Annotated in this window: 20 protein-coding genes; 6 read left to right on the top strand and 14 right to left on the bottom strand. The window is 70.1% G+C overall.

Annotation, left to right across the window (positions count from 1 at the left end; genetic code table 11):
• Positions 1 to 17: 17 nt before the first annotated feature.
• Positions 18 to 956 (bottom strand): non-homologous end-joining DNA ligase, encoded by a 939-nt coding sequence (gene ligD, locus ACPPVX_RS14585; protein ID WP_426571290.1) that lies wholly within the window; start codon positions 954 to 956, stop codon positions 18 to 20.
• Between the two features lie 296 nt (positions 957 to 1,252).
• Between ligD and ACPPVX_RS14580 the strand changes: the two genes are divergently transcribed.
• From ACPPVX_RS14580 to ACPPVX_RS14570, 3 genes are all read left to right on the top strand, one after another.
• Positions 1,253 to 2,662 (top strand): phospholipase C, encoded by a 1,410-nt coding sequence (locus ACPPVX_RS14580; protein ID WP_426571289.1) that lies wholly within the window; start codon positions 1,253 to 1,255, stop codon positions 2,660 to 2,662.
• Between the two features lie 42 nt (positions 2,663 to 2,704).
• A complete protein-coding gene (locus tag ACPPVX_RS14575) occupies positions 2,705 to 3,625 on the top strand; it encodes a TIGR03619 family F420-dependent LLM class oxidoreductase (protein WP_426571288.1) in 921 nt (306 codons plus the stop codon).
• Between the two features lie 75 nt (positions 3,626 to 3,700).
• Complete coding sequence (locus tag ACPPVX_RS14570; protein WP_426571287.1) at positions 3,701 to 4,438, top strand: helix-turn-helix domain-containing protein; 738 nt, start codon at positions 3,701 to 3,703, stop codon at positions 4,436 to 4,438.
• 85 nt (positions 4,439 to 4,523) lie between these two features.
• Here ACPPVX_RS14570 and ACPPVX_RS14565 read toward each other — a convergent pair whose 3' ends face one another.
• Positions 4,524 to 4,937, bottom strand: a complete 414-nt coding sequence (locus ACPPVX_RS14565; protein ID WP_426571286.1) for an ester cyclase — start codon at positions 4,935 to 4,937, stop codon at positions 4,524 to 4,526.
• An 81-nt stretch (positions 4,938 to 5,018) separates the two neighbouring features.
• Between ACPPVX_RS14565 and ACPPVX_RS14560 the strand changes: the two genes are divergently transcribed.
• Positions 5,019 to 5,654: a GOLPH3/VPS74 family protein gene (locus ACPPVX_RS14560; protein ID WP_426571285.1), complete on the top strand. Its 636-nt coding sequence runs from the start codon at positions 5,019 to 5,021 to the stop codon at positions 5,652 to 5,654.
• Between the two features lie 9 nt (positions 5,655 to 5,663).
• On the opposite strand, the gene ACPPVX_RS14555 is transcribed toward ACPPVX_RS14560, so the two are convergent.
• Positions 5,664 to 6,140, bottom strand: a complete 477-nt coding sequence (locus ACPPVX_RS14555) for an MOSC domain-containing protein (RefSeq protein ID WP_426571284.1) — start codon at positions 6,138 to 6,140, stop codon at positions 5,664 to 5,666.
• Between the two features lie 77 nt (positions 6,141 to 6,217).
• On the opposite strand from ACPPVX_RS14555, the gene ACPPVX_RS14550 reads away from it, so the two are divergent.
• Positions 6,218 to 6,808 carry a metallophosphoesterase gene (locus ACPPVX_RS14550; protein WP_426571283.1) on the top strand — a complete coding sequence of 197 codons (591 nt, stop codon included), beginning with the start codon at positions 6,218 to 6,220 and terminating at the stop codon, positions 6,806 to 6,808.
• Between the two features lie 11 nt (positions 6,809 to 6,819).
• Here ACPPVX_RS14550 and ACPPVX_RS14545 read toward each other — a convergent pair whose 3' ends face one another.
• The 5 genes from ACPPVX_RS14545 to ACPPVX_RS14525 all read right to left on the bottom strand — a co-directional run bounded on the left by ACPPVX_RS14545 (position 6,820) and on the right by ACPPVX_RS14525 (position 9,768).
• Positions 6,820 to 7,281, bottom strand: a complete 462-nt coding sequence (locus ACPPVX_RS14545; protein ID WP_426571282.1) for a DUF5990 family protein — start codon at positions 7,279 to 7,281, stop codon at positions 6,820 to 6,822.
• Positions 7,282 to 7,335: 54 nt separating this feature from the next.
• A complete protein-coding gene (locus ACPPVX_RS14540; RefSeq protein ID WP_426571281.1) occupies positions 7,336 to 7,800 on the bottom strand; it encodes a VOC family protein in 465 nt (154 codons plus the stop codon).
• 93 nt (positions 7,801 to 7,893) lie between these two features.
• Positions 7,894 to 8,256 (bottom strand): PIN domain-containing protein, encoded by a 363-nt coding sequence (locus ACPPVX_RS14535; RefSeq protein WP_426571280.1) that lies wholly within the window; start codon positions 8,254 to 8,256, stop codon positions 7,894 to 7,896.
• Positions 8,256 to 8,501, bottom strand: a complete 246-nt coding sequence (locus tag ACPPVX_RS14530; protein WP_426571279.1) for an AbrB/MazE/SpoVT family DNA-binding domain-containing protein — start codon at positions 8,499 to 8,501, stop codon at positions 8,256 to 8,258. Before ACPPVX_RS14530 ends, ACPPVX_RS14535 begins: the two co-directional genes overlap by 1 nt.
• A 181-nt stretch (positions 8,502 to 8,682) precedes the next feature.
• Positions 8,683 to 9,768 carry a hypothetical protein gene (locus tag ACPPVX_RS14525; RefSeq protein ID WP_426571278.1) on the bottom strand — a complete coding sequence of 362 codons (1,086 nt, stop codon included), beginning with the start codon at positions 9,766 to 9,768 and terminating at the stop codon, positions 8,683 to 8,685.
• Between the two features lie 200 nt (positions 9,769 to 9,968).
• Here ACPPVX_RS14525 and ACPPVX_RS14520 point away from each other — a divergent pair, with 200 nt between their 5' ends.
• Positions 9,969 to 10,670: an alpha/beta fold hydrolase gene (locus ACPPVX_RS14520; protein WP_426571277.1), complete on the top strand. Its 702-nt coding sequence runs from the start codon at positions 9,969 to 9,971 to the stop codon at positions 10,668 to 10,670.
• 32 nt (positions 10,671 to 10,702) lie between these two features.
• Here the strand turns inward: ACPPVX_RS14520 and ACPPVX_RS14515 are convergent, their stop codons facing one another.
• The 6 genes from ACPPVX_RS14515 to ACPPVX_RS14490 all read right to left on the bottom strand — a co-directional run bounded on the left by ACPPVX_RS14515 (position 10,703) and on the right by ACPPVX_RS14490 (position 16,484).
• Positions 10,703 to 11,098 (bottom strand): PIN domain-containing protein, encoded by a 396-nt coding sequence (locus tag ACPPVX_RS14515; protein ID WP_426571276.1) that lies wholly within the window; start codon positions 11,096 to 11,098, stop codon positions 10,703 to 10,705.
• The gene (locus tag ACPPVX_RS14510) at positions 11,095 to 11,379 is read right to left on the bottom strand and encodes a type II toxin-antitoxin system Phd/YefM family antitoxin (protein ID WP_426571275.1); all 285 of its coding nucleotides are present in this window, start codon (positions 11,377 to 11,379) and stop codon (positions 11,095 to 11,097) included. Before ACPPVX_RS14510 ends, ACPPVX_RS14515 begins: the two co-directional genes overlap by 4 nt.
• 184 nt (positions 11,380 to 11,563) lie before the next feature.
• A complete protein-coding gene (locus ACPPVX_RS14505) occupies positions 11,564 to 13,480 on the bottom strand; it encodes a DUF4214 domain-containing protein (protein ID WP_426571274.1) in 1,917 nt (638 codons plus the stop codon).
• A 188-nt stretch (positions 13,481 to 13,668) separates the two neighbouring features.
• Entirely contained in the window at positions 13,669 to 14,541 is an 873-nt protein-coding gene (locus tag ACPPVX_RS14500) for a YDG/SRA domain-containing protein (protein WP_426571273.1), read from the bottom strand.
• A 169-nt stretch (positions 14,542 to 14,710) separates the two neighbouring features.
• The gene (locus ACPPVX_RS14495; RefSeq protein ID WP_426571272.1) at positions 14,711 to 15,646 is read right to left on the bottom strand and encodes a hypothetical protein; all 936 of its coding nucleotides are present in this window, start codon (positions 15,644 to 15,646) and stop codon (positions 14,711 to 14,713) included.
• A 367-nt stretch (positions 15,647 to 16,013) separates the two neighbouring features.
• Positions 16,014 to 16,484: a nitroreductase family deazaflavin-dependent oxidoreductase gene (locus ACPPVX_RS14490; protein ID WP_426571271.1), complete on the bottom strand. Its 471-nt coding sequence runs from the start codon at positions 16,482 to 16,484 to the stop codon at positions 16,014 to 16,016.
• Between the last annotated feature and the right edge of the window lie 156 nt (positions 16,485 to 16,640).

Here is a 16,640-nt window from a genome sequence, read left to right as displayed (position 1 = left end):
CCGATCCTGCCGGCGGTTCAGGCGATGGGTGGCTCCCGCACCACCTCGGTGGGTGCCTTGTCGGGACGGCGGCCGAGGTAGCGGGGGTGGCGGAGGTGGTCGGTGCCGGTCCACTCGGCGAAGCCCACCTGCACGACCATCGTCGGGTCGACCCAGTGGACCCGCGGCTCGCGGACCGGGTCGGCGAACGGCGCGTCGGGCCGTTCGATGGCCGCCAGCTCGGCGTGCAGGGAGCGGAGGGTGGCGTCGTCGAAGCCGGTGCCGACCTTGCCGGCGTACCGGAGCCGGTCGCCGTCGTAGTAGCCGACCATCAGCGCGCCCAGCCCCGACCGCGCGCCCTTGGGCTCGGTGAAGCCGCCCACGACGAACTCCTGGGCGGCGGTGCACTTCAGCTTCAGCCAGTCCTTGCTGCGCCGGGGCTGGTAGGTCGACGCCAGCCGCTTGGCGATCAGGCCCTCCCACCCGAGCTTGCACGCCTGGGCCAGGAGCTCCTCGGCGTCGCCGGGCAGGGCCTCGCTGCGGATGAGCGGACCGCCCCAGTCGATCACGTCGCGCAGCGCCTCCTGCCGAGCTTCGAGCGGGAGCGTGCGGATGTCGTGCCCGTCGAACCAGAGGAGGTCGAACACCACGTACTGGACGGCGATGTCGGGCCGGGCCGGCTCCCGCTTCCCGGTGCGGTACGAGGTGGTGGTGCCGAGGCGCTGCTGGAGCTGGGAGAAGCTCGTCTGGCCGTCCTCGAAGACCACCACCTCGCCGTCGACCAGCAGCGACCCCTTCGCCCGGGTCTCCAGCGCGGCCGTCACCTCGGCGAACGTCTCGTCGTAGACCTGGCCGTTGCGCGACCGCAGCCGCACCCCCTCGCCGTCGGCCCACGCCAGCACCCGGAACCCGTCGAGCTTGCGCTCGAACGCCCAGGCCTCGTCGAACTGCCGTCGGTCGGTGGTGGTGGCGGCCATCACCGCCACGTCCGCAGGAGCAGCCTTCGGGTCCGTAGCCATCGCCCGCAAGCACACCACATCCCGCCACCCCCACGAACTTGTTGCAACCAGTGCTGCATGGAGCACTCCGTGCAACAAGTTCCGGGGGGGGGTGGGCGGTCGACCCCCACGAACTTGTTGCAACCAGTGCTGCATGGAGCACTCCGTGCAACAAGTTCGGGGGGGGTGGGCGGTCGACGGCGGATGCCGACGGCATGCGCCGGTGAGCGTCCCTACAATCTGACGTCCGGGTGAACGAGGGGGAAACTCACCGCATGGAACACACGTCGTCATCGCGCTCGCTGTCTCGCCGGCGGTTCCTGCAGCTGTCGGCCGCCGCGGCGGCCACCGCCGCGGTGGCGTCGAGCTGCAGCTCCGGGGGGAGCGGCGGCTCGGCCGTGTCCACCACCCGGGCCGCCGCCAAGCCCAAGGCCAAGCTGACCGACATCGACCACGTGGTGATCTTCTTCCAGGAGAACCGCTCGTTCGACCAGCTCTACGGCACCCGCAAGGGCGTCCGGGGCTACGGCGACGCGGACGTGCTGACGCTGCCGAACGGTAAGCCGATCTGGTACCAGCCGGCCACCCAGCACCCCGACGGCTACATCCTCCCGTTCCTCCAGACGGCGAAGGGCCCGGGCGGCCAGTGCAGCGCCGACCCCGACCACAGCTGGGAGGCGCAGCACACGGCGTGGAACGGCGGGAAGATGGACGGGTATGCCCAGACCATGGGCCAGCAGGCGATGGGCTACCTCGGCGCCGACGACCTGGTCTGGTACAACGCGCTGGCCGACGAGTTCACCCTCGCCGACCGCTGGCACTGCTCGGTGCTCGGCCCCACCAACCCGAACCGCCACTACCTGATGACCGGGACGATCGATCCGGGCGCACTCGGCGGCGGGCCGGCCATCGACAACAGCGGCACCGCGTACACGTGGGAGACCTATCCCGAGCGGCTGCAGCGGGCCGGGATCAGCTGGACCGTGTACCACCAGGCCGACGACTTCGACGACAACAACCTCAAGTTCTTCAAGCAGTTCCACGACCTGCCCACCACCAGCGACCTGTACGAGTCGGCCATGCGCAACCGCGAGGTCAGCGAGTTCGAGGCCGACTGCGCGGCCGGCAACCTGCCGCAGGTGTCGTGGATCGTGGCGCCGCAGGCCCTGTCGGAGCACCCGATCTTCGCCCCCGCCGCCGGGCAGGCCTACGTGTACCGGCACCTCAAGGCGATCATGGCCAACCCCAAGCTGTGGGCGAAGACCGCGTTCATCTTCAGCTACGACGAGAACGGCGGGTTCTTCGACCACGTGCCGCCGCCGGTCCCCGACCCGGGCACGAAGGACGAGTTCGTCAACGGCCTGCCGATCGGGATGGGGCCGCGGGTGCCCGGGCTGGTCGTGTCGCCGTGGAGCCGGGGCGGCAAGGTCGACAGCCACGTCTACGACCACACGTCGACGCTGCGGTTCCTGGAGGAGCGGTTCGGCGTGGAGGCCCCGCTGATCTCGAAGTGGCGGCGCGAGACCGCGGGCGACCTGCTCGACGCGTTCGACTTCGACACGTTCGACCCCTCGGTCCCCAAGCTGCCCGACCCCACCGCGCAGGCCGCCGAGGTCACCGCCAACTGCTTCGGCCCGCAGGGCCCCAGCGTCCCCGAGAAGCAGACCGTCCCCGTCCAAGCCTGACCCCCGGCTCATCCCGCGGGCGAGGCGCGTACGCTCCGGCGCGTGCCTGCCCCCCGCCCTCACGTCTCGCTCGGCATCCCCACGTTCGGGGTGCCCGCCACCGGGGACTGGCGGCACCTGCTCGACCTGGCCCGGGCGGCCGATGCGGCCGGGGTCGACCGGCTGGTGCTGCCCGACCACGTCGTGCTGGGCCCCCACACCGCCGACTACCCGTGGGGCCGCTTCCCCACCGACGCCACGGCCGACTGGCTCGAACCGCTGACCACCATCGCCGCGCTGGCCGCGGTGACCGAACGGGTGCGGTTCCTGACCGGCATCCTCGTGGTCCCGGTCCGGCCTGCCGTGCTGCTGGCCAAGACGGTGGCGACGATCGACGTGCTGTCGGCCGGGCGCATCGACCTGGGCGTCGGCGTGGGGTGGCAGCGCGAGGAGTTCGACGCGGTGGGCCTCGACTTCACCCACCGGGGGGCACTGCTCGATCGGACGATCGCCGACTGCCGGACGCTGTGGTCAGGCGGCCCGCTCGACGTGACCGGCGTCGACGGGATCGACAGCCAGGTGTGGTGCGCACCGGTGCCGGTGCAGGAACGCCTGCCGGTGTGGTTCTCCGGGACCCTCGGCCACCGCAACCTGCAGCGCATCGTCGAGCTGGGCGACGGGTGGATCCCGATCATGGGCTCGACCCCGGATGAGGTGGCCGACGGCATCGAGCTGCTGCGCGCCGGGCTCACGTCAGCGGGCCGCGATCCGGCGGCGCTCCAGGTGCGCGCCGCGCCCGCGCTGGTGCGCGACGACCACGGCGTCGACCTGCCGGCCACCCTCGCCGACGTGGCTCGGCTCGTGGCCGCCGGCGTGACCGACGTGCACCTCCCGCTCAAGGCGTTCGCTCCCGACATGGGCGACACGGCTGCGGCCGGCGCGGCGATGGCGCGGATCGTGGAGGCCGTGGCCGCCGCCTCCTGAGTCGGTGGCCACACGCAACGCACCAGAGCGGCGCGCCTGCCAAGCTCCCCTCCTCATCACAGACAGGGGACACGGATGGACGCGCTGGAAGCAGCAGCCGCCTCGGGCGATTCGATCAACGGGCTGGGCACCCACTTCATGCTCGACCTGAACACCTACGCGTACGGCAACACGCTCGGGTTCGAAGGGGCCGACTTCTACCTCGCCGGCCGCTGCGGCGTGCTGGGCGATGCGCCGGCCAGCGTCGTGTCGGCGTCGATCATCTTCTGGGAGCCCGACTTCGTGGCCGCTTCATGGGCCCGGTCCGACGACGTGATGCCGCGCGAGAAGGCCGCCGAGGAGTTCGCCGGCGTGTGCCACCGGTGGGCCGACGCCCACCTGAGCGACGACGTCGACGCGGCGCGGCTGGCGGAACTGGCGGGCCGCCTGGGCGATGCCGCCTCCACGGCCGGCGCGCCGCTGTTCGCCGGGTGGCGAGGCCTCGACGAGCCGGCCGACGATCAGGCCAAGGCGCTGGCCGTGCACCGGGTCAACGCGCTGCGGGAGCTGCGCGGCGCCATGCACGGCGCGGCCGTGCTCACCCAGGGCATCAGCCCGCACGCCGCCGTCGCCCGGCGCACGCCGTACATGCTGCCGGTGTTCGGCTGGCAGGAGCCGCACCCCGACAAGGACGAGGTGCGCGACGCCTGGGCCCTGGCCCAGGCGGCCACCGACCGCGCCCTCGCCCCGATGTACGAGGCGCTCACCGCGGACGAGCGAGCGGAGTTCGTCGACCTGGTCACCGAGGCCCAGGCCACCGTCATCGCGGCCTGACGGCGCGCTCGCCCTCCCGTCGAGGGCTCCTGCGAACGCTGTCCCTTTCGTTCACCCGCCTCGCCGGGGTGCTGGCCCGCTCGAGTCAGACGATGAGGCCGAGGCCCTTCTGGCAGTGCGGGCCACCCCAGTGCTCGACGATCTTGCCGTCGCGCATCCGCAGGATCGCGGTGCCGTTGATCTCGATCCGCTCGCCCGAGGGCGGTAGATCGAAGAACGGCTCGCCGTCGAACGTGCCGCGGACCGACCAGTTGGAGACGATCAGATCCTCGTGCTCGATGAGCAGCTCCACGGAGAACTCGTAGTCGGGGAACGCCGAGCGCACCTGCTCCCACCACTCCTGCTCGTCGCCGCGGACGTCCTCGCCGACGCGGTGGGCGGCGAGCCGATCCGTCACGTGGCTGTGGAACTCGGGAGCCCAGAACGAGAACACCGCCTCCGTGTCCCCCGCGAACATCGCGTCCGAGTAGTCCCCCAGCACCTTCAAGTTCTCCGACATGGAGCGGACCATAACGACCGCACCCCCCGCCTGCTCGCTCGACCCGGGTTGGGCCCGCGCCGGACGGGGCATCCTGTCGGCATGCTCATCGCCGAAGCGTTCGTGCTGCTCGCCCTCGCCCCCAACGGGGCGCCTGCCCGCGGCGCGGCCAACCAGCCCGCGGCCGAGGTCGGTGTCACCGGAGCGCTGATCGCCGAGCTGGTCCTCGACGGCCACGTCACGCTCGAAGGGGGACGCATCGGGCTCACCGGCACCGCACCCGACCATCCGCTGCTCCGCCAGGCGCTCCAGAACGTGGGGCTCCGGAAGGGCCGCAAGCTGAAGTCGCAGCTGGCGTCGATCCGGCACTCGGGGTGGAGCGAGGTGGTGGACGGCATGGTCGCCGCCGGGGTGGTCGGTCGGCAGCGACCCGGGCGCCTGGGCCCGACGCGCCACCCGGTCCTCGACCTGGCGGCGCAGGACGCCGTGCTGGGCGCGGTGCGGGCGGCGGCGGCGAGCGACGGGCCAATCGAGCCGCGGACGGCGACGCTGCTCGCCCTGTCCGGCCCGTGCCAGCTGCTCGAGGTGGTGGCGCCGGACCGGTCGGCCCGCAAGCACGCCAAGCAGCGGATCGATCACGCCACCGATCAGATCCCGACGGCCCGAGCCGTGCAGTCCGTGGTCGACGCCGCCCGCTCCACCATCGAAGCCGCCGCCAGCGTCGCCGTCATCGCCTGACCGCCGCGCTCAGGCCGCATCGACCTCGAGGTCGACCGGGTCGCCGACGTGGATGGGGCCGGAGGAGAGGACGCGGAAGACCGTGCCGGCTCGACGGCGGAGCGCGTGGCGGGCGCCGTCGCCGATGACGTCGTCGAGGAGCTTGCACGGAGCGGCGATGCGGACCACCTCGAGCTCCACGCCGCCGATCGTGATGTGCTCGCCAGGCTTGGTGGGGATGGCGCCGTGGGAGATCGTGATGTTGCGGCGGGTGGAGCCCGGCTCGATGGGCGACCCGAGCGCGGCGGCACCGTCGACCAGGTCGGCAAGCGACTGGACCGTGACGTGGCGGTGGCGGGTGCCGTGGTAGCGGTCGCCCACCAGGCCCTTGCCCGCCTCGGCCTCGACCGTGTCGACCGACTTCATCGGCAGGCGGGTGGCCGGCGCGATGTGGATGTCCACCACCGTGGGCGGATCGATGGGAGCGGCCTCGGCTTCGGCGGGCATGCCCCCAGCCCAGCACATCGATCTCAGGTGCTGGGCACGGGTTCCGCTGGGCAGACTGGCGGCGGAAGGAGATCGGCGTGACGCTCTGGTTCACCAGCGACCTGCACCTCGGGCACGAGAACATCATCCGGTACTGCGACCGGCCCTTCGCCGATGCCGACGAGATGGATGCCGAGCTGGTCCGCCGCTGGAACGAGCGCGTCGCACCCGACGACACCGTGTGGGTGCTGGGCGACGTGGCGCTCGGCCCGATCCACCGATCGCTGGCCCGGGCGGCCGAGCTGGTGGGTGACAAGCGCCTCGTCAGCGGCAACCACGATCGCTGCTGGCCCGGCAACAAGCAGTGGGAGCGGTGGGTGGACCCGTACCGCGAGGCCGGGTTCTCCGAGATCGTGACCGAGGCGACCGTCGATCTGGGCGACGGCGTCGTCGTGCCGATGTGCCACTTCCCCTTCCGAGGCGACTCGCACGATGACGACCGCTTCGTCCCCTACCGGCCGATCGATCACGGCGGCTGGTTGCTCCACGGCCACATCCACGAGCGGTGGAGGGTCGACGGTCGCCAGCTCAACGTGGGCTGCGACGTCTGGGACTACGCGCCGGTCGATGCCACCACCCTTCGAGCGGTGATCGCCCAGGGCCCGGCGTTCGTCCCCGGCGGGGGCTGACGACCGACCGCTCAGGGCTCGGCGGCCAACCACTCGATCAGCGGGGGACGGACGGCCGCGCACCGGGGGCCGCCCTTGTCGTCGGTGAGGCCGAGGCAGCCGACGAGCACGCCGCGCCCGGCCGCCTCGGCCAGGGTGGTGGCGGGCACCCCGTCGAGCATGACCTTCGCCCGCCGGAACATGGCGAAGGCGCCGTCGCCATCGACATCGCCCCACGACAGGTAGATGAAGCGGTCGCCGGGCCGACCCTGGATGTGAGGACCGACGACATCGAACCCGGCGTCGACCGCCTTCACCGCCACCTCGGTGGTCCAGGCCGCTGAGGCGGCATCGCCGGGCGTCAGGTCGAGCAGGTCAGCGGGATGCCCGCGCCGGGGCACGCCGACGTGCACGTTGGCGTGGCCTTCGGCCGGCTCGTCGGAGGCGGCGAAGGTGCGGCCGGGGAGGTCGTGCGCCTCGATCCGGATCAGCATCGAGGCATCGTCGCCCGGTGCTGGCGGAGCCCGCGCCGACGGACCGCGGCGGGCTCAGCCACCCATCATCTCCTGGGCGCGGCGGGCCATCTCGTCGTCGTCGACGTCTTCGATGTGCGAGCCGAGGCTCCAGCGGTGGCCGAACGGGTCGATCACCCCGGCCATGCGGTCGCCGTAGAACTGGTCTTCGGGGGCGCGCACGGAGGTGGCGCCACCGGCGATGGCCTTGTCGTAGACGGCGTCGACGTCGTCGACGTAGATGCTGAGCTGGACCGGCGACCCGCCCACCGTGAGGGGGCCGAGGTTGCCGACTTCGGGCCACTCGTCGGCGAGCATCAGCACCGAGTCGCCCAGCAGGAGCTCGGCGTGGCCGACGCGCCCGTCGGGCGAGCGCATCACGTCGCCGCGCTGCTCGAACCCGAACACATCTCGGTAGAACGCGATGGCGTCGTCGGCGCCCTTGACCGCCACGTACGGCGCCAGGCGGGGGTAGTTGTCGGGGATCGGGTTGACGGCCATGGGTGCCTCCGGGGCGTGCGATCGCGGACGGCGCGCCCGTCCACCGCCCCAGCCGACCACACCATCACCCGGCCCGCCACCGATCGCGGCCGCTCAGCGGATCTGGCGGACCGGAGGTTGCTTTCCCCAGGCTCGATCGGCGGTCATCACCTCGGTCTGGAGACGATCGGCCAGGGCCAGGCAGAGCCGGTCAGCCAGGGACAGCTCGGATGCTTCGACCCAGCGCTCGGCGGCCCGCTCGGCGTCGGCAGCGGTGACCGGCTCGACCGAGATCCCGTAGCTCTCGAGCACGGCGCGCGCCACCGGCCAGTCGCGACCCAGGAAGGCCACCTTCTGGGCGACCTCCGACCAGTTCGCCGCTCCCGCGACGGCACCGTCCTCGAGGGCGCGCTCGACCACGTCGTCGCCCTTCTCCCCGTTCAGGAACGCGAGGAGGGCGGAGGCATCCAGGACCATCACGGACGATTCTCGATCGCAGCGGCGTGGCGGCGGTCGGCCAGGAGATCACCGACCGGATCGGTGCCGGTGAGGCCCGCTCGGACGCGGGCCCTCGCCTGTTCGCGGGTGAGGAGGAGCACGCCGGCATCGGTCTCGACGAGCACGAGGGGCGAGCCCGCGGCGAATCCCGCACGCTCTCGGAGCTCTGCGGGCACCACCAGACGGCCGCGATCTCCCATCGTCACTGCATATGCACCACTCATGGAGTGACCGTACCACTGACCCTTGGCTTGTGGGATTCTTTGGTCTGCGCCGAGGCGAGCCGAGCTCATGACCGCAGGTGCCGTGTTGGTTCCATGACCCGACCGTACGGCGAGGGTGTGACAGCGAAACGGGCCCTGACCTGGCGAATCGGACAAGTACGAGGTCAGGAGCCCGGGGGCGTCAGTCCTTGTGGACCTCGTAGTTGCCGTAGCGGATCGGGGCGCGGAAGCGGGCGATCTCGGGGTGCTCCTTGGCGGCCGCGCCTCGGGCCCGGTTGCCCATGCTGGCGATGATCTCGCCGATGCCGTGGGCGTGCTGGGGGCTGGCCAGGCTCGTGATCTCGTTGCCGATCTCGACCACCGACGGCTCCTCGGTGTTCCCGTAGTCGCCGAAGATCGGGTAGATCGACGCCCCGGCCTGGACCGCGAGGTACAGGTCTTCACGGGTTCCGCCGGCGAACGGCTCCATGACGACGTAGCCGTGCTCGTCCTTCGCGTCTCGAGAACCGCTGCCGGCCTCGATGACGAGGTGGCCGTGGTCGGAGGTCATGAGGTTCATGAACTCCTGGCGGGTGCGGGTGTTCTGCTGCTTGCGGAAGTTGCGCACCCGGCGGTTGAGGTCCTCGTCGGTGATGTCGCCCTCGTTGACGGCTTCGCCGCCGCTGACCGGGAACGTCTTGAGCACGTTGGACGCCTTGCGGAGGATGTCGTCGATCACGTTGAGGCCCATCACCTCGAGGTAGCCGAGGAGCCGGCCGATCATCAGCGTGGTGCGCGTGTCGAGGCGGTCGAACCCGTACCGGTGGGCGGCGCGCGTCAGGTAGCCGAGGTTGAAGCCCACGTCCTGGAACTCGAGGTGCGAGCCGACGAACACGAACGAGTGGCCGTCCGCGAGGCGCTCGAAGAACTTCTCCCGTTCGGCGAAGGCCTCGAACACGTCGATGTTGTCGCCGGCGAAGTCGCCGTGGAGGATCTCGAGCAGCCCGAGGGCCGACTCGGTCTCGGCCGACGACAGCGGGTTCGACCGCAGGAACGCCTGGTCGTGGTTGATGGCGTCGGGCCGGGGCTTGGCGTTCAGCCGCTCGATCGGGATCGGGTTGAAGATCGACGCGAACTCGACGCCGCCCACCTGCTGGGCCGACTCGTAGAGCAGCTTGTCGAGCTGGCGGTGGACGCCGAACATCTCGGCGATCTCCTCCGCCGCCCGGTGCAGCAACCCGTCCTGCTTGGGGGCTGCGACGAGCGAGAGGTCGGGTTCCGTGCTCACGAGACCGGGGCTCCGGTCGGGGCCGGCAGGCCGGACCTGCCGGCCTCCCTGGTCGAGGCGGGCGGGGCGGCAACGAACAACAGCATTGGTGGTGTGACCTGCCCGAGGCCCGGTTCGTTACCCATGCGGGGTGCGCTCAGGGCGGTGACGTGGGGCGATGCCGGTCGACCGGACGGACCTCGGCCGCTACCGTCGGCCGCATGGCGTGCTTCGTCGTGCTCCCCGGTGCCGGCGGGCGCGGTTCGGACTGGTGGCTGGTGCAGGGCGAGCTGGAAGCGCTCGGTCATGAGCTGGTGGGGGTCGACCTCCCGTGCGACCAGCCGGTCGGGCTGGAGGCCTACGTCGATGCCGCGGTGGCGGCCATCGGCGACCGTCGTGACGATCTGGCCGTGGTGGGCCACTCGCTGGGCGGGCTGATCGCGCCGCTGGTGGCCGATCGGGTGCCCGTCGGGCTGCTGGCCTTCGTCACGGCGATGGTGCCGTTGCCGGGCGAGACGGGTGGCGAGTGGTGGGGCGACGTCGGCCAGGGCGAGGCCATGGCCGCTCAGCACCTGCCCGACGGCTCCGACGAGACCGTGTTCCTCCACGACGTGCCCGCCGAGGTGCTGGCGCAGACGGAGCCGCCTCGCGGCCAGACCGACACGCTGTTCGCCGACCCGTGCCCGCTCGAGACGTGGCCGACCGTGCCGACGACGTTCCTGCTCTGTCGAGACGATCGGTTCTTCCCCGCCGAGTGGATGGCCGACGTGGTCCGCAACCGCCTCGGCATCGAGCCGACCGAGATCCCCGGCGGCCACTGCCCCTACCTGAGCCAGCCGAAGGCCCTGGCCGCCGCGCTCGACCACGCCTGGCGCACCCGCTCCGACCTCCCACCCGTGGCTCTCGGCGAACTGGGTTCCTGAGCCAGCCCATCGGCGCGAGGTGCTGGGCTTGCTCAGGGAGACCGGACGGCGACGCCCGGCAGATCCGCGAACCCGGATCGATCGGCGGTGATGACCTCACGCGCGGTAGCCGCAGCGGTGGCGGCGATGATCAGGTCGTGAGCTCCTCGGAGCCGCCCGCTCCGGCGGACGGCGACGAGCAGCGACCGGTGGGCCTCGGCCACCGTCAGGTCGTAGGCGATGATCGGAAGGGCGGCGACGAGATCGTCGAGGAACGCTTGGCGACGGGCCTTGCGCTTACCGGTGGCGATGCTCACCCCGACACCGAGCTCGGCGACGGTGATGGCCGCGAGCGCCGGTGCGTCGTCGTCATCGAGGAGGTCGACGAGCCGGGCTGACGATCGTTCGACGTCGATCAACGTGCTGGTGTCGAGCAGGACGAGCCTCAAAACCGCTCCTCAGGGACCAGTTGCTCCCGTAGGGCAGCAACCTCGCCGGCCCAGGCATCGTCGATCTGGTGGCGCCCGAGCAGGACCTTCAGATCCGCGCCCGTCGCCGCGGCCACCGGCTCCAGCCGCGCGACCACCCGGCCCCGCCGAACGATCGTGTAGCTCTCGCCCCGGTGCTCGACCCCGTCGAGGAGATCTGCGAACCGTCGAGATGCGTCCGTGGCTGAGATCTCCGGCATAAGGATCAGATTATCTGATTTCTGACGGTTCACCGACACCACGTCGCACGTCCTCGCTCTGCGGCTCCGGTCCATGCGGATGACCGTAGAGAGGGGGTCTGACACCGAACAGGCGATCTGACCTGCGGAAACGGACATCCTCTGGCCAGGGGCCTCTGATGAGGGTCGAGCGCGACGAGGGGCCCGGCATCGCGGCCGGGCCCTTCGCTGGGGTGTCCCTCTGGGGTCAGTGCTTGGCGGCGTACTCGGCGCTGTTGAGGTAGATGAGCGCTGCACCTTCAGCGGCACCGGTGGCCTTGCGGGCGGCGACGGCCTCGGCGTAGCGGGTCTTCGAGGGCATGGTGCCGAGCAGCTTGAGGCCGATGACCACCGAGTCGACCTCGGGGGCGAGGTGCCGCACCCCTTCGCTCGACTCGGAGAAGGCGACCATCACGTCACCCCGGGTCATGCCGCCGGCCATCTTGGTCACCCAGTGCTGGAGGCCGGGAGCGTCGGGCTGGCGGTCGAGCACGTTCTTGTAGACCAGCGTCACGAAGGCGGCGTTGGTCGTGTTGCCGTACTTGGTCTTGAACTCGCTGGAACTGGCGAACGACGAGGCCACCTTCGACAGCGACGTGCCGCCTTGGTGCTTCTTCACCCAGAAGTCGAGCCCGCCGAGGTCGGGCTGGCGGCGGAAGAAGGCGTCGTAGAGCCGGGCCACCGGGGCCAGGTCCTTCGTGCAGCTCGAGCCCTGGGCCAGCGTGGCGATGACGTGGGCGGTGGTGGTGCGGCCGTTGGTCAGCGCCGTGGTGGTGGCCCCGACCTGCTTGGCGTCGCCGCCCAGGTGACCGGTCACGGCTGCATCGAACTGGCCGAGGTCGGTGTGCGGGCCCATCGATTCGGGGAGGCGGATGAGGGCGTCGTACGTGCCGTTGGTGTCGCCCGGGACGAGGTTGGCATCGTTCGACCAGAAGGCGGTCACCGTGCCGTCGTCGCTGACGACCGGGTGGTTGTTGCCGAGGCTGGAGATCGTCCCGTTGGTCGCGGTGTCGAGGATGCTCGTGGTCCCGGCGAAGAGGTCCCGGCGGTAGAGGCGGTCGAAACCGTTGCCGGCACCGGCCAGGTTGGTCGCCCGGGACTGGAAGACCACGTAGAAGCCGTCGCCGCTGATCGACACCTGGTCGGACGTGTCGTTGCCCTGGACGCCCTGGTTGTTGCGGCTGACGAGCCGCATGATGCCGGTGGTGAAGTCGTAGACGAACGCATCGCCCTTGACGCCGTTGGCGTCGCCGGCGACGAGGTTGGTGGCGTAGCTGTAGAAGGCCACGTACCGGCCGTCATCGCTCATCGACGCGTCGAACGTGTAGCCATCGGCCTTCACGCCGCCCATGGCCCTGCTGGCGAGCTCCGTGGTCTTGTTGACGCGGTCTCGGCGGAAGGTGGCACCGCCGGGGTTCAGGTTGCCGGGGACCAGGTTGTCGGCATCGGACCGGAAGGCCACGTAGCGGCCGTCGTAGCTCATGGCCAGCTCGTCGGTGCTCGTGCTGGCGATGGCGCCGGCCTGGGTGCTGGACAGGTCGACCCGGGTGGCGACGCCGTTGGGCAGGTCTCGAGCCCACGTGTACCCGGTGTCGTGGTCGCTCCAGACCACTGACTTGCCGTTGCCGCTGATGGCGGCGCTGGCCGCGTACGACGCCACGTTGCCGGGCAGGTAGCTGACCCGGGTGGTGGTGTGGGCGGCGCGGTCGCGGAGGTACAGGTCGGCCTCGGCGTAGGGGGCCTTGGACAGGTTGGTGGCGAGCTCCGAGTTGAACAGGATCCGGTTGCCGTCATCGCTGATGTCGAGGACCCAGCTCTCCTGGTTGGCGGGCTGGCCGGCATCGTTCACCGAGACCAGCTCGACCTTGGTGGTGAGCAGATCCTTGACGTAGGTCTGCCCGTCGCGATCGCTGTAGGTGGCGAACCGGCCGTTGCCGGAGAGGCGCGGCGCGGTGGTCCCGCCCGTGAACTGCTTGCCCGCCGGCGAGTCCGCCTGGACGGTGGCGGTGATGGAGTGCGGCACCGGAACCGCCGACGCGGGAGACGCCCGCAGCGGCAACAGGGTGCTGGTCAGGGCCAGAGACAGGCCGGTGATGGTGGTGATGAGCGTTCGGGTGGAGGTCATGAACAGAGCGTGCGCCCACCCACGACAGGAGTGATGAGCAATCGATGCTCATCGTCGCGTTGGCCCTGCTTGCGGACTAAAGCGACGTCAGGGACGGCTGGCTCCGCCGACACGGTCGAGGAGCAATCCCGACGCAACGGGTCGAGCGCATTCCAGTGCAGCCAGCTCCCCGGGGGGCCGGAACACCCCTACGACGTGACGACCTTGGCGCGGTGGTAGCGGACCGAGGCCAGTGAAAGTCGATGACCGCGAACCTCACGCAGGCGGCCGAGGGATACACCAGTGAGGGTGCACGTGATCGATAGATCGTCTTCGATCTGGATGGCACCTGCATCGAGCCGCACGTGGTCATTGGGACAGAGGCACAAGAGGTTCGGGAGGGAATCGGGTCCGTCATGCGGGCGGCCGAGGGGGACGACGTGGGCGCCTTCGGCGTATCCACCACCCGGCACCAAGACAGCTTCTCCGCACACCTGGCATGCGAAGCCGTGTAGCTCCTTCACCTCACGAGCGACAGCGGTGTCGCGAATGCGGCGGGTAACCACCCCTGAACGGTGCCGAATCTCTGGGTGGAACTCGGGAGCGGAGAGCATTGATGCCTCCCCACCGATCCCTTCGAGCTTGAAGCGGCAGACCTGGAAGCCACCCTTCCCAGTGTCTCGCCAGACCTCCGTCACGGCATAGAGACCGTCGTATCGATATCCGCTGCTCGGCGCATGCGGCGATCTCAACTCCGGACCGCGAAGAACCCGAACAGGGCTTCCCACTCGGTGGGCATTGCGTAGTCCTTCGTTGCCTCCAGTGAACGTCTGATCGTGCGTGTGCACACCATCCGTCTTCCCACCTTCACCGGTGTAGAGGATGAGGCTGCCGTAGTCGAGATCGTCCTCGTACCCCTCGTTCAGCGCCACCGCGACGCTCAGACGAGTCGTTCCATCAAAGTCGATCCCTGCGCCATGTTGTCGATGCATCGACAAGTGCATCGCCGCCTTCCGACCCGAATAGGTCGTACCTACGGGGACGCCAGGGATGGCGCCAACGACCGCTGCCCGCTTCGCCATGTGATGCGCCCTCCCGAGCCGCATCCCTCCACCGCGCAAATCGGACACTAGGGGACCCAACCAAGAGACCGCTGTCCGCGTGGCTACGCCGGGCCCTACGACCTGCTCGATGCACTCGCCTCGCGACCACCGGATCTCGCTCGTCAGGTGTCGACCTCGAAACAACCGATCAGACCGCTCTCAACACCGCGACGGCAAGACTCACGGCGAGGAGAGCGCCGCCTGCCAGCCATCCGAAAAGCGCGGCCCGCCGGTTCACCCAGAGCAGCGTGATCCCTACCGCAACGGACATCAGCGCCGCCAGCCCCAATGCAATCCAAAGCTCGCTCCGGAGAACGAAGCACAGAAGCGCAGGGAGGATCACTCCCGCCAGAAACGCCGAGATCCCCTCCCACAGCGCCTCCGCCGGCGCGAGGACGCCGTGCAAAACGAAGAACGGTTCTGGCTTGGCCGCTGCGTCGAATTCATCGCGGGCCTCGAGGTAAGTGGCGAGGTTTCGGCAACCTGCCTCGAGCGACTCCGTGTCGATCACCGAGTCCCCACCGCTTAAACACCACGACGCGATCCATCCTCGCAACTCCCGAACGGACACCACCGGGCATCCGTCGATCGATCGCGTACCCATCGCGCTAGCTCGGATCCGACCGCACAGCACGACGACCGCCCCAACCTCAAGAGGAAGGGCGATCTGAGGTGAACCCAGGAAGTGACCGACAGACCGTCGGCTCCTGGTCGCCTGGTGAGCCGCCTTAAGAAGACGATCATCCGGGCTATCGAGGTCCCACGGCTCGGCACTCCACTTGGTCTCAACGATCAGCGCACGAGCCCGGCTCACAACGAGGTGGTCCACGTCCCAGGTCTTGAACGAGATCCGGTCGAACGAATGGGCTTCCTTGGCCAGCCCTCGATGGATCTCCTCAGACACCTGCTTCTCTGCGGATGACCCCATCGACCGTTGGGCTGAACCCGTGACCATGATCAGGACGTACACAGGGAACGCGAGGCCGAGGACGATCATTGCTCCCGCCAGAAATCCACCCCACCACCCTCCGATCCACTCGCCGGCGACGAGGCCAAGTGCCGCGAGCGCGACTGGAACGCCCACCAGCAGAGGCCAGTTCGCCCGAAACACATCCCACTGCCGGCGCCGGCTTTCACGCTGCGCCCATCTGCCCGCGCGACCATCAGCCCGAACCCAGCCCTCACTCGAACCCACGCCACCCACCCCCTCGCCGCTCGGCGCCGGTCAGTGTAGAAAGCCGACGGTTGTCCCCAAGAGTTCGTGCATCCAGTGCTCTCCCGAACGAACGGCCGGGTGCCCTCGCCCCTAGCCCTCGCTCGCCGCGCCGCCGCGAGACCGGCCGAGCACTACCCGATCATCGGCGAGCGCTGTAAAGCTCCGGCAGCTCTGGAACGCGACTCCAGTGACTGACCATCCATCGGTCCCGCGGGGCCGAGCGGTCGGGGCGTGCTCAGGCGGAAGGGACCCGCTCCAGCACCGCTACGGGGATCGTGCGGTCGGTGAGCTGCTGGTAGGTGTCGAAGTCGGGGTAGGCCTCGGCGGCCAGGGCCCAGCACTGCTCGCGCTCGTCGCCCTCGACCTCACGGGCCGTCGTCGGCCAGCGGTCGGCGCCCACCTGCACCTCGGTCTGGTCCGCAGCCATCAGGTTCCGGTACCAGTTGGGCGTCACCGGGTTGCCGCCGTTGGACCCGACCACGATCAGATCGTCACCCCGGGTCACCAGCATCAGCATCACCGGGCGGGGCTCGCCGCTCTTGCGCCCCACCACCTCGAGCAGGAAGACGGGCTTGCCGAACATCTTGTTGCCCTTGGTGCCGCCGCTCTCACGGAACTGCGCCACCTGCTTGTGGGTCCCCTTCGCGACGAGGTGGGGGAACCGTCGACTCATGAAGTTCGCGGCACGTCCGGTGATGCTGGCCATCGGGGCACCGTAGGCGGCGGTCGACCTCCCTCCGTGAAGGCGGCCATCCGGTTGTCGCTCCGACGTGGCCACGAGGAGCGACCCGCCGCCGCCCACACCACCGTCCTGACCAGCCCGGACCCGATCGGTGCGGCGGCGGTGCCCTTCGGTGTCACC

It is taken from the genome of Aquihabitans sp. McL0605 (assembly GCF_049993875.1).
Classification (GTDB): Bacteria; Actinomycetota; Acidimicrobiia; order Acidimicrobiales; family Iamiaceae; genus Aquihabitans.
Note: the sequence above shows the minus strand (reverse complement) of the source record. Positions and strands in the feature narration are given on the sequence as shown.